Annotated in this window: 11 protein-coding genes; 2 read left to right on the top strand and 9 right to left on the bottom strand. The window is 48.2% G+C overall.

Annotation, left to right across the window (positions count from 1 at the left end; genetic code table 11):
• Positions 1 to 165 precede the first annotated feature (165 nt).
• Positions 166 to 390 carry a ferredoxin-thioredoxin reductase variable chain gene (locus tag NC997_RS05095; RefSeq protein WP_190412587.1) on the top strand — a complete coding sequence of 75 codons (225 nt, stop codon included), beginning with the start codon at positions 166 to 168 and terminating at the stop codon, positions 388 to 390.
• Positions 391 to 453: 63 nt separating this feature from the next.
• On the opposite strand, the gene NC997_RS05090 is transcribed toward NC997_RS05095, so the two are convergent.
• The 6 genes from NC997_RS05090 to NC997_RS05065 all read right to left on the bottom strand — a co-directional run bounded on the left by NC997_RS05090 (position 454) and on the right by NC997_RS05065 (position 5968).
• Positions 454 to 678, bottom strand: a complete 225-nt coding sequence (locus NC997_RS05090) for a hypothetical protein (protein WP_190412586.1) — start codon at positions 676 to 678, stop codon at positions 454 to 456.
• A gap of 62 nt (positions 679 to 740) precedes the next feature.
• Positions 741 to 1532 carry a YdcF family protein gene (locus tag NC997_RS05085; protein WP_190436911.1) on the bottom strand — a complete coding sequence of 264 codons (792 nt, stop codon included), beginning with the start codon at positions 1530 to 1532 and terminating at the stop codon, positions 741 to 743.
• Positions 1533 to 1718: 186 nt separating this feature from the next.
• Entirely contained in the window at positions 1719 to 2018 is a 300-nt protein-coding gene (locus NC997_RS05080) for a hypothetical protein (protein ID WP_190528405.1), read from the bottom strand.
• Positions 2019 to 2197: 179 nt separating this feature from the next.
• On the bottom strand, positions 2198 to 3766 hold the full coding sequence (locus NC997_RS05075; protein ID WP_190528403.1) for an AAA family ATPase: 1569 nt from the start codon (positions 3764 to 3766) through the stop codon (positions 2198 to 2200).
• 127 nt (positions 3767 to 3893) lie between these two features.
• Positions 3894 to 4502 (bottom strand): 50S ribosomal protein L25/general stress protein Ctc, encoded by a 609-nt coding sequence (locus NC997_RS05070; RefSeq protein ID WP_190528401.1) that lies wholly within the window; start codon positions 4500 to 4502, stop codon positions 3894 to 3896.
• A gap of 125 nt (positions 4503 to 4627) precedes the next feature.
• On the bottom strand, positions 4628 to 5968 hold the full coding sequence (locus tag NC997_RS05065) for an adenylosuccinate synthase (protein WP_190412581.1): 1341 nt from the start codon (positions 5966 to 5968) through the stop codon (positions 4628 to 4630).
• A 169-nt stretch (positions 5969 to 6137) separates the two neighbouring features.
• Between NC997_RS05065 and NC997_RS05060 the strand changes: the two genes are divergently transcribed.
• Positions 6138 to 7181, top strand: a complete 1044-nt coding sequence (locus NC997_RS05060; RefSeq protein ID WP_190528399.1) for an adenosine deaminase — start codon at positions 6138 to 6140, stop codon at positions 7179 to 7181.
• A 149-nt stretch (positions 7182 to 7330) separates the two neighbouring features.
• Here the strand turns inward: NC997_RS05060 and NC997_RS05055 are convergent, their stop codons facing one another.
• The 3 genes from NC997_RS05055 to NC997_RS05045 form a co-directional block, all read right to left on the bottom strand.
• Positions 7331 to 10084, bottom strand: a complete 2754-nt coding sequence (locus tag NC997_RS05055; protein WP_190412579.1) for an EAL domain-containing protein — start codon at positions 10082 to 10084, stop codon at positions 7331 to 7333.
• 60 nt (positions 10085 to 10144) lie between these two features.
• Positions 10145 to 10282 (bottom strand): hypothetical protein, encoded by a 138-nt coding sequence (locus tag NC997_RS05050; protein ID WP_190412578.1) that lies wholly within the window; start codon positions 10280 to 10282, stop codon positions 10145 to 10147.
• A gap of 312 nt (positions 10283 to 10594) precedes the next feature.
• Positions 10595 to 12739, bottom strand: coding sequence for an ATPase domain-containing protein (locus NC997_RS05045; RefSeq protein WP_190436901.1), 2145 nt, complete (start codon positions 12737 to 12739; stop codon positions 10595 to 10597).
• Positions 12740 to 12741 lie beyond the last annotated feature (2 nt).

Here is a 12741-nt window from a genome sequence, read left to right as displayed (position 1 = left end):
TGCAAGAATATTAAGGTTGTTCACAATAGCACAATGCTTGGGTACTGGTAAGAGCCAAGCGTCTTGATAGGCAACGCTCCCAGCTCACCACGCTTGGTGGAAGCAGTTATTCCTCAAAAGAAGGCTGCACCAGTTTGACTCAGATACCCAACCGGAGATCAAGAAATGAAAGTAGGCGATCGCGTCCGCGTTATCAAATCTGTGATTGTTTACCACCATCCTGAAAATAAGGGTAAGCCTTTTGATGTCAAGGATCGGGAAGGAGAAGTGGTCTCAATCATTCACGAATGGCAAGGCAGACCCGTCAGCGCCAACCTTCCAGTTTTTGTCCAGTTTGACAAAAAATTTAAAGGTCACTTCCGCGAGGATGAGCTAGAAACTCTAAATTAGGCTCATGGTCAATGGCTCATATTCGCGATTAGCTATGAGCCATTGACCATGAGCCATTGACTATCATCGCCTACCGCGATTAAACCAGCCGAATATATTGATGTCACCCCGCATTCTCTGCAACTCTTGCCGGTTAGCTTCCGCTGTCATCTGATACCACTGGCAGTAACGCTCAAGTTCCTTTCGGTACTCGGCTTCCCGGTAAAAGTCATGAGTCATTTGGTAGGTGGCAAAGATGTCCGCTACGGGGGGAGGTGCTGGAATAAAGTGTGGGAATTCTTTTGGCATTTTTGAAGGTTGGAAGGTTGAAGGTTGGAAAAATAATCGCTTCAAACTACTGTCTAAACTTTTTAAAGCCAGCCTTTAAGGCGATAGATCCCTGTTCCAATGTATTCTTTTAACGCTCTGGTTGACCTGTGTAACCGCTCGGCATCTGGTAAAACATTTAGGATTCGAGCTTGCAGGCTCCTGTTGGATTCGAGAAAGTCTGCTTCTGTCACCAAAAAGTCGGTGGGTGCGGGGATGGCTTGAATTCCCTGACGCTTGAAAATCAGGAGCGAGCGCGGCATATGCATTGCCGAAGTCACTAATAATACTCGGCGAATCCCCTGCTTTTCTAAAATTTGCCGCACATTCACCGCATTTTCATAAGTGTTCAAAGAGCGAGGATCTTGAAGAATGGCAGATTTGGGGACGCCTAATGTTTCTAAAATTACAGCCATATCCGCAGATTCCGGTGCCCCACTGCCCCGCCAGTCGATGCGTCCGCCGCTAGCAATCACGACAGGAGCTTTGCCTTCGCGGTATAACTGGGCACCATAGAAGACGCGATCGCCTTCTTCGCTCAAATCTACACTCGGTCGAGGCGGCGAAGCCGATTTCGTGGCACCGCCCAAGATAACAATCGCCTCAGCAGTTGGGAGTTCGGCTGGTGGGAGATTTTGCCATTCTAGCGATCGCAATAACGAGTTCTCCACCCAGCCATTACTCCCCACCAGCAAGGCAATCAATGCCAAAACAATCGGCACCGCCGCCCAACGAGGGCGTTTCCACAGTAATACCAGTGCCACAATCATTAGCACGCAGGCAATTCCCAAGGGATAGATAAATAGCGGTAGCAGTTTTGAGAGAAACAAAAACATAGAACAAGGTAATTAGTAATTTCTATACCATTTCACCTTAAAGCCACTAAAAATCAATGCTTCAGCGTGTCTACGGACAAGACTTGTACGAGCCAAAATCTAAAATCCATAACCTGAAGTCCAAAATCTAAAAGAGGATAACTTCCTGTCTCCCTTTTGCGCCCCTGCTTTTCATCCCCAGCAGAATTATTCTTCCCGGTTATCTTCTGTGTTGTCTTCCCGGCTATCTTCTGTGTTGTAGGCTGTATTGTTTTGTTGGTTATTTCCTAGGTTGCCCCGGTCGCGACGACCACTTAAGCCACGATATTGTTTTTTGGGTTTACCATAGCGTTTTCTGTTTGCCGAATTATTCCGATTCCGCCCATTGGAACCTTCTTTCGTCTCCTCTGAGCGTACCTGCCGGGGTTCATCTTTGGCTTTTGACCAGGCAACCACCCATGCCCCTGCAAAACCCCCAACCGCCCCCAGAAAGATGCTTAAGGGCACCCGATACCCCAGCATTACAAAGCAAATCAGAAAAAACAACCAGTACTTCAACCCAGCAGAGAACCCACTTGAGAGTCCCAGGGATCTGAACCCATTGCCTTTGTTCGTCATAAGTGTCTGGCTAATCCAAAAGTGGCTAACCGAAGAGTGGTTGAATCCTTCAATTAGCCACTTTTCGATTAGCTATTTAATTGTGACTCCCAATCCTGAGTCGTGTCTAAAGTTTTCACGTAGGCTTGTTCGGATTGAGTAAAAGGTTCAGCAGTGGCTTGTTGCTTCGCCAATAGGTCAACGGTAGCATCAGAAACATCACCAGTACGGGAGGCGAGACGATCCTGGCAAACTTCCATTGGTGCCGTGCAGTGGAGGATTTGCAAAGGGATTTGGTGAGCAGTGGCTTGAGCGATCGCATCTTCTCTCAACTTCTGCCGATCGTACTTCGCATCCAAAATCACCGACCAACCTTGGCTAGTCAGCATTATCCCCAATTCCAACAACCGGCTGTAGGTCTTCTGAGTCATCTCATCGGAATAAAGGTCTGCCCCTCCTGGTTGTTCTAAGGGAACGCCGCCTAAATGTTTCCGCAGCGCATCCGAACGGATGTGAATTGCCCCCAAACGTCGCGCCTGGAGCCGCGCTACCGTACTCTTTCCAGAACCCGATAGACCAGACATCAAAAACAGCTTTCCTTGGCGGGAGGAGCCGCTAACAGAGGCATACGCCGGGGACGGCGATCGCGTGTATTCCCACGCCAGTTGGTAATATTGGGCAGCAGTGGCGGCGGCTTTTTCCTTATCCGCTGCGGGAACAGCCGGATCGTTCAACAAGAAAGAAGTCACCTTCGCCCGTACATAAGCTTGACGGCTCAAGTACAAAGGCAACACCTGCAACCCCTCCCAATCTCCCATCTGCTCGACATAAGTATTCAAATAGGCATTGCCGAGGTCTGGACGCGATCGCGCATCCATATCCATCACCGCATAGGCAATGTCGAACATGACATCGACAAAGCGAAACGGCTCGTTAAATTCAATGCAATCAAATAGCAGAATCTTGTCTTGCCAGAGACAAATATTTCTCAGATGCAAATCCCCGTGGCATTCCCGAATCCAATTATTTTGAATTCTGCTTTTAAATAGCTCCTCTCTATTAGCGAAGAAAGAGTCTGTATACTGCCTGGTTTCCTCGTAATGTTCCTGAGTTTGCGGCCCACCAATATAGTTTTCAGTTTGCCGATAATTTTCATCGATAGCATCCCGAATTTGAGCCACTTCACCAAATTTACGAATATAGTCATCCGTGTGGGCTTTTTCATGGAATTTGGCAACAACCCGTCCTAAGTCCTCCATGAGTTTTTCCGTCAGCAAGCCTTGCTCAAACAGATTGCTGAATAAGCCATCTTGGGGAAACTGGCGCATTTTCAGCACATATTCCACCGGCTCGCCCGTGCCATTTAGATGAAATTGGTCGTCTGTCTGAGTAATTGGCAAAATTTCTAAATAAATTTCCGATGCACCGCGCTGATTCAGCCGGATCTCTTCGTTACAAAAATGCTGCCTTAGCTCTAACGTTGAATAGTTTAAAAAGCCAAAATTCATCGGCTTTTTAACCTTATAAACCAAATCACCTGTCAATAACACATAAGAAACGTGTGTCTGAATCAGCTCAATGGGTTGCGTCACCGGATGAGGATAAAAACTCGGCTGCAACATTTGCTGAATTAAAGGGGGAAAAGAAGTTTCTGTCATATTTTTTGCGTTTTATAGCGAGAAAACGTATCGCTTCACGAATGTGTCATTACAGTTAAAAAAAAGCCAGGGGCTTAACCCCTGGTCTTCAAGCCAATGAGAAACAAACTGGCAAAAAGCCATTGCCTCATGCTTCAGATTCAGTTTCCGACTCAGTTTCTTGATCTTCAGCTTGGACTTGAGGTTGGAGGACACTTACAGTCACTTGATCTGGCTCACCAAGCGCTGTCACCCCAGGCGGCAAAACAAGTTCGCCGATATGCAGTTTATCTCCGATATGCAAATTAGAGACATCAATCTCAATCGAATCTGGGATGCTTTCAGGCGCACACCGTACTTGAAGTTCGTTGAGTACGGGGTCTAATACGCCGCCCTCTTGCTTAACACCATAAGCTTCTCCTACATAATGCAGGGGCACTTGCACATCTAGGTCGCCATGAGCCGCGACCGCAAAAAAGCTGAGGTGATACAGGGAGGTTCTTTTCCAAGGATGTGTCTGCACTTCTTTGAGCAGTGTTTTACCACTCCAAGAAATCTCAGGAATGTTGAGCTGGATCAAGGTGTTATTAACGGAGGCACCTTTGAGTAAAGTTTCAGCTTTTTTGGCTTCCAAAGTCAGTTCAATGGATTCAGTTCCTTGGTGCCCGTATAGGACGGCTGGGACTAATCCACTGCGACGAAGGGCATTCGGCTTGCTCCCTTCAGGGCGCTTTTGACATTCAACTGTATGTTCCATCTTCGTTGTTTGTGAGTTGCTAATCGTGACTTGGTAATTGGGATCTTCATGAAAAATTAGAAATTAAAAATTAGAAAATAGTCTTTCTTCTATTTTTAATTTCTAACTTTTAATTTTTTCGCCCATTACCGATGTGATGTTACCGGCGTGCCATTGGCGTGCAATAGCGCCCGCTTAGGTCCGTGGATCGGATCTTCTACTATAATCGTTTGATCGCGGCTAGCACCGAGGGAGACGATCGCAATGGGGACATCCATCAACTCTGCCAGGAACTTGAGATAATCCAAAGCCTGCTGGGGTAGGTCTTCCAGGGTACGGCAGTCAGCAGTAGATTGTTTCCATCCGGGCAGAGTTTTGTAAACCGGCTGACAGCGGGAAAATTGCCGGGAGTTGGTGGGGAAATCTTCGGTGCGATCGCCATCAATTTCGTAGGCGACGCAGACCTTAATTTCCTCTAGTTCGTCGAGAACATCTAGTTTGGTGATCGCGAGACAGTCGAGACCGTTAATCCGCACGGCATAACGACCGATTACTGCATCAAACCAGCCACAGCGACGCTTGCGCCCCGTCGTGGTGCCAAATTCCGCCCCGCGATCGCACAACATTTCTCCGACGCTGCCATTCTGTTCGGTGGGAAATGGCCCTTCACCTACCCGCGTCGTGTACGCTTTCGCCACCCCAATCACGCGGTCGATCATCGTTGGTCCTACCCCAGCACCCACGCAAGCGCCCCCGGCGACTGGGTTTGAGGAGGTAACATAAGGATAGGTTCCGTGATCCAAGTCTAAGAGCGTTCCTTGGGCACCCTCAAACAAAACATTGCGCCGCCGCCCAATCGCGTCGTAAATCTTTAGGGAACTATCCACGATATGCGGACGCAAACGCTCGGCGTACCCCAGGTACTGCTCGATCACAATTTCTGCATCCAGGGGCGGTAAGTTGTAAAGCTTTTCTAAAATGACGTTTTTATAATCGATCGTCCATCGCACCTGTTCGCGCAAACCCTCGGTATCCATCAAGTCTAAGACTCGAATGCCGGTTCGTTCCGACTTATCTGCATAAGTGGGGCCTATGCCGCGTCCAGTGGTGCCGATTTTATAGCTACCGCGTCGCTCTTCGGATGCCTGGTCAATTAACCTGTGGTAAGGCATCGTGACGTGAGCATTCTGAGAAATCAATAGATTACGGGTAGATATTTTCAGAGCTTCTAATTGATCCAGTTCTTCAATCAGAACCTGCGGATCGATGACCGTCCCACAACCAATAATGCACTCGGTGTCCGGATATAAAATTCCAGAGGGAATCAGGTGCAGTTTAAAGGTCTGATCCTCCACCACGACGGTGTGCCCAGCGTTGACACCCCCTTGGTAACGTACTACGACATCTGCTGATTTACTCAGTAAATCAGTTATCTTACCTTTGCCTTCATCGCCCCACTGGGCACCGATCACAACTACGTTAGCCAAGGGTTTATTAAAAGAGCTAGAGTTTTCACAAATTACAATTATTAACAGATGGTGCTACCGCTGTCAACTTCAGATTAACAATTCGCAGCTTCACATCTACAAGGGGCGCACCGCGCACCCTTAGCAACTAACAAGATAACAACTCCACAATTACTGGCAAGAGGTTCCTGTGTCTTTATATGCTGAATTACATCGCCATCTTGGCGGTTCTGTTGTGCCTCGCATTCTTTGGCGGTATTTCCATCGCAGCGATTCTGAGCTGGCTCAACGATTTCCGAATTACCCAGAGTTTGAAGAATTTTACACGCGACCCCGCAACACGCTGGATGAGTATCTAGAACTACATACGCTGGTGGAAAGTACGCAAACGGCAGAAACTTTGCCCTACTTCATTTATCGGCTGATTCGGGGTGCTTATATCTTTGAGAATTTGGCTTATTTGGAATTGCGATATACACCGTATCTGCGAACGTCCGAGCATTTAAGCCAATCAGAACGAATTGACCAAATGGCGACAATTGTGGATATTGTCGGCAAAGCCAGTCGGGTACCTGAGTATCCGATTGTCACCAGTCAAATTCTGTGTATGCACTCGCGGCTCCCTTATGAGGTAAACCGGGCGATTGTTGATTTGGCAGCACAGAAGAAGGAATATGTCTGCGCGGTGGACATGGCGGGGGGAGATGCTCAAATTTCCGAGCGTCTAGATGAGTTTGTCCAATTGTATAAAGATGCGCGATCGCTCGGTATTAAAACTACGGGTCATCTCTACGAAACCCCTTCTGGCTGTTATCCGGAACTGCTGCCGTATTTGATGCGAATCGGTCACGGCATCCAAATCCCCCTGCAATACCCAGAATTATTACCACAATTGGCTCAACAAAATCAGTGTTTGGAAGTATGTCCTACCACTTACTTAAAAACAGGCACGTTGGAGGATATGCGTCAACTCAAACTGGTGTTTGACCGCTGTTTTGAAGCGGGTGTAGATATTGCCATCTGTACTGATAATGCTGGGTTACACAATGTGCGTCTGCCCTTTGAGTATGAAAATCTGCTGACACTGGATATTATTGATTTTGAACAGTTGCAAGCTTGTCAGGAGGCGGCATTCCGTCATGCCTTTGCTTGGCCTTACAGCCAACGTCCAGCATCACTTTTGACAGGATTGCTGCACCCTGCCTCCACGAATGTTTTAGCAGCCAGTAGCTAGGACATTAATCGAGAAATCGATAGCAATTCTCATTTGAATTAAATACGGCACAAGAACCTAATTTATTCTTCTCGATGCTGACTTATCTCCAAATCGCTAAAGTTGAGTTGTCAGAAATGAGTGAATTCAATACTTGCGAGTTGGAGGAATCAATGAGTGTTTGAGCTGGCAATGAGCGATCGCGCCGTGTCAGCATCGACCGGCTTCGAGAAGAAATATCCTTGAGCGTATTCACATTGAAGCGATCGCAGTTGAGCAAGTTGCTCTACAGTTTCCACACCCTCTGCGATCGCATTCATTCCCAGATTGTGAGCTAGCATCACGATTGTTCGGACAATCTCCAGACTCTCATTATCCCCTGCCATCTGGGTAACGAAAGATCGGTCAATTTTCAGCTTATCGATCGGGAAACGCCGCAGGTAACTTAATGATGAATAACCTGTTCCGAAGTCATCCATATATAACTGAACGCCCAGCTTTCTCAGTCGCCAAAGCATCGCTGATGCAGATTCAACATTTTCCATAATGGCGCTTTCAGTAATTTCTAGTTTTAAACTGCTAGCATCCACACCAGTTTCCGCGAAAATCTCAGCGATGCGTTCCACTAAATCTGGTTGAGAAAACTGTTTACCTGAAAGATTTACGCTGATACTCAAAGGGATAGAACTCGGAAATTGCGTCTGCCATTCGCGCAATTTGGTACAAGCTTCACGCAGTACCCACCAGCCAATCCGAGTAATCAATCCGGTTTCTTCTGCAACCGGAATAAACTCTCCCGGAGAAACAAGACCGCGTTCGGGATGTTGCCAACGTAACAGGGCTTCAAAACTAACAACCTGGTTAGTTTGTAGAGATACAATCGGTTGATAGTGAAGAAGAAATTCTCCCCGTTCAGTCGCTCTTTGCAAATCAGTTTCTAACTGAAGCAGCGCCACTGCACGGGCGTGCATATTTTTATCAAAGACCTCATAACGAGCCTTCCCCAGTGCCTTCGCTCGATACATGGCGATATCGGCATCGCGCAGGAGATCCTCTGGATGCTCATAACCCCCATAGTCGGGGTAAGAAGACCCTGCCCCTACAGCAATGCCAATACTGGCGGTGGTAAATACTTCATGCCCGTTTAAATTTAACGGCAAAGTCAGTTCCTGATGGATGCGATCGGCAACATGGGTAGCATCGCCGATCCCATTGATATTTTCCAGCAGAATCGCAAACTCATCTCCACCCAGACGCGCTACCGTATCGCCGTGGCGAAGGCTTTTTTCTAGGCGTTTAGCGATCGCAATCAGCATTTGATCGCCGACAATATGCCCAAGGCTGTCGTTGACATTTTTAAATCGGTCAAGATCCAAAAACAGGACGGCAAATAAATAATTCTCGGAATGCTTTGCTCGCTCAAGCGCCCGATGCAAGCGCTCCATGAACAAAGCTCGGTTGGGCAAATCGGTGAGAACATCATAAAACGCATTGTGCAGCAGTTGCTCTTCCGCTTGTTTGCGCTCCGTAATATCCATTTGAATGCCAACAAAATGAGTAACAACACCCTCGCTGTTGTAAATCGGCGAGACATTTAACTCATTCCAAAAATGGGTGCCATCTTTACGGAAGTTGCGTAAAACAACAGTCGCAGCTTTTCCTAACCGCAGCGCTGTTCGCAGTTCCTGTAACCCCGATTGATTGGTTTCTTCTCCTTGCAGAAAACGGCAATTTCGTCCAGTGACTTCCGCCGCCGTATAACCTGTAATCCGCTCAAAAGCTGGATTCACATAGATAACAGGTAAATCGGGCAGTCTGGCGTCAACGATAACAATCCCATTACTACTAGCAGCGATCGCGCGATCGCGCAATCGGGAAGTTTCCTCGACCCGCTGGCGTTCTGTCACATCCCGAATCACCAACACCCAATTGCTCGTTCCTAAACCCGCCTTGGCGATCAACGGTTGAGCGACGACTTCAAAAACCTGGCGCTGTACTCCCTCCAGCACCACCTCATGGCAAAACTTTCCCTCGCTCGGTGGCTGTAGCAGCATCTCCAAAGACTGCTCTCCTAAAAAAGTCACAATATTGCTCGGAGTAGAACTCTGGTTTTGTAAGAGCGCCAGATACTTCCAAGCCGCCTGGTTTGCCAGAACAATCCGCTGGTTGGCATCCAGTAGCAGCACTCCCTCCGGCAAATTTTCTACCAAGCTCTCTAAATGTTGTTGTTCAGCAGCCAGCAGCGTCCGCAACCGCTGAATAGAGGCAGAAGCCTGGTTCGCCACCGTGTACAGCAATCGTACCTGCTCTTCAGTAAATGCTCCCTCCGCTTGAGCTGCCACGAATAGCAGTCCCACCACTTGGTTGCCTTCAGCATTAATAATCGGCACTTGGAAAGACGAACCCAAACTGTGAATGGGCGATCGCGTTCCATCAAATCCCTGTGGCTCTATCGTTGTAATTGGGCATTGCTCCGCCTCTAGTTGGGTATTTTTCCCCCTCATGCGGACAAAAGTTTTGAGCAGCCGCTGTTGGATTTCCTCCTGAACTTCCGGCGCGAGGGTGCAATTCGGTTGGATGAAAACATGGCACAAGTCTTCAGTCATCAAGATGCTCGCTGAGACATCATGGGGCACGGCACGATGCAGGTGTGCCAACATCAGTCGCACCAATTCTTCGTAGTTTAAGGTGTAACCCAGTTGCCAAAAAAGCTCGTACAGCATCTCCAAAGTGCGGAAGCGCATCTGACTCGCCTCCAACTCTCGTGCCTGCTGTTCCAAAGCACTGACCAAACGCTGTCGCTCCATCACGGACTCTATATACTTCAACTCGGAGCCATCCACGGGTTGCAAGACCCGATAATCCTGAATTTCTATTGGATCTATCTTTAGGAGGAGGTCTTCCTCATCGATTTTTTTCAACATAATACGAGGCTTTTTATAATTCAGCAAAAATTTTAAGGAAAGCAGCAAAGCTACAAGCAGTTAGTCCTCAAGCAAATAAGAAACAGCATCAAGGGCGCTCTTCGCTAGATGCGAAGAAAGCGATCGCCAGTCCGCAAACGTGCGGCAAATCATGGCTAGCAATAGATGCAGCCAAAAATCCCAGAATTTAGCAGACACCCTTGGCGTTGTCTTTACGAAATAACTCCCCGATCGCGGTATTTATCCTGGCAGGTACTCCCTTAGCGCTTTCCGGGAGAGCCTACCAAAGGCTTTTTATTGATTTTGGCGCTTCAACAATCTGACCACGGTCAATTTGTCTAATGATATTGTTCCCTGTTTTGTAGTATTCGTCGATACACTATGTCAAAGATGGGGGGTTCTACCCATACCAGAGGTTGATCGATTTGTTGGAGTAGGATACAGCTTTCCAGCCTTCTTTCTCGTTATCCGTAGGAAGGCTCTTTTTAGTAAAAGCAACCAGATATAAATTTAAATTTCTCCGTAAAAGCCTTCTTGGACGCTAACTCCCTTCCCTTGGCGAATCGTGTAAGGATAGGGGCGGGTGTCAGAGTGAGTCCCTCTAGATTTACGGACTTGAAGTACCCGAAAACCTTGCCCCGTCTGACCCATCTCGCCCCAGTTCGGAACGTACACATCCAGAACGACATCGTAACTATTAAGCAAGCTGTAAAGAATGCTCTCATTGAGTGTTTTGGGGAGAATTGTGTCAAATAATGCCACATCCAGTTGCCGCAGCAGACGATTCTTGCGTTCGATGAAGGTGATGAACTCATCCGGAGCATATTGGACAGCAAGCGGGGTCAGAGAATCTGTAATCAACCGACAGGGTTTGGGCATTGCCCGCAGGTGACGCTCGATATCGTAGAGAAAGCGTTCCATATCAGTCAGGTCAATATATTCTTCGCTAGAGAAAGGATGAGTATCTAAAATACGCAGGTGTTGAGATCGCAAATAAGACTCGATCTCGACTCCGAACACTTCCATTTGTTGGCGTAGCAAGTAGCTAGGAGCCTCTGTAGCAATAAACAGAGCGCTTTCCCCCCGTTGCAATCCTTCAATCGCAAACTGCTGGGCAAGCGTCGTCTTGCCAACTCCCTGTTCCCCCCGCACCAACCAAGCAGAACCGTAGAAAACTCCCTCCCGTGCGATCGCGTTTAACGGCGAGAAAGCCAGTAGGGGCGGTGTCTTCATTCCGCTAGTTTTTTGCTCAGTCGGTGCCAGATATAACACCTCAATGCCCTGATGACCGATTTCCATGCGGTGGCGACCTGGCACATGGTCGGCGGCTCGCATTTTGTAAACTTCTATGTAGCGTCGGCGCTGAAGACCATTGACATCTGTGGAAAGGACAATCGTCCCATCCACCACGGTTTCTTCCACCCCAAAGCGAGAAAGGCGGTTCACTTCGCCTGCGGGAATATTCGAGATGAGAAAACCCACCGCACCAACCCGCTGCACCAGCGTGGACAATTGGAAAGTTTTTTCCCGCTGCACTGCCAAATCTTTCACTTTGTGCAGGAAGACAGAAAAGGAATCGATGACAAAGCGCGAAGGCTGGAAACTTGCGATTTCCTGTGCCATGTACTCTAAGTGTTCCTCGACCCGAATCTCCGTCTGGGGAATAAAAATGATCCGTAACAAGCCTTTGGCTTCCAAATCTTGAGGGTTCCAGCCGAAACCCTCTGCCATTCGGAACAAGCGATCGCGCGTTTCCTCAAAAGAAAACAGCAGTCCCTTCTCTCCCTGAAGAGCGCCATTGACGAGAAACTGCATGGCAAGCGTCGTCTTACCCGTTCCAGAGACGCCGGAAAGGAGGATAGACCGCCCCTGAGGGATGCCGCCCCGAAGAATGCTATCTAGTCCAGTAATTCCTGTCGATGCCGTCTCGCTCTCCTCCTCCAAACTTGTCTCCCGACGTTTGAGCGTCAGCATTGAACCCAAAACCTGAACCCCCCCATCTGTGAGCGCAAACGGGTAAGGCACCATCTCCGTCGCTCGACCGCGCATTTTATATACCTGGAGAAAACGCTGCTGTTCCCCCTCCTGGAGTGCAATGTTTAGATAAACAATGCCATCAGCTACCGCAAACTCTGCCCCTTCGCCAATATCCGAGCGGTCATACTCCCCTAATAAAAAGGCGGTACACCGCGCACTCGCTAGACGAACGGAGAGGTCATAACAGAAACGACGAAAATCACTCACGTCGTCAGACAAATCGCGGATGGCTTTAAAGGAATCAATCGCCAGAATTTCCGGTTGGTGTTTTTCTACCCTGGCGAGAATCTCGTCAGCTAATTCGGTCAGGGAATGCTCGCGGATAAAAGGCCCGATATCCTGAAAAAGTACCTGTTCGCCAAAAACTTCTACATCAAAGAAGCTGAAGCACTGCATATAGCGCACCACCTTCAACGTCGGCTCCGAAAGGGTTGTCAGGTAAAGAACTTTGGCAGTGCTGTGATTCCGGATGTGGTTAAAGAGCATTTGCTGCACCAGGATTGTCTTACCTGTCCCCGGTTGTCCAGCAACAATATTCAGTGAGTAAACAGGGATGCCTCCGCCCATTACGGCGTCTAAGTTGGGAACACCTGTCGGCATTAGTTTAATATTGCTCATCC

It is taken from the genome of Trichocoleus sp. DQ-A2 (assembly GCF_039961915.1).
GTDB lineage: Bacteria > Cyanobacteriota > Cyanobacteriia > Cyanobacteriales > FACHB-T130 > FACHB-T130.
This window is presented reverse-complemented; position numbering and strand designations above follow the sequence as displayed.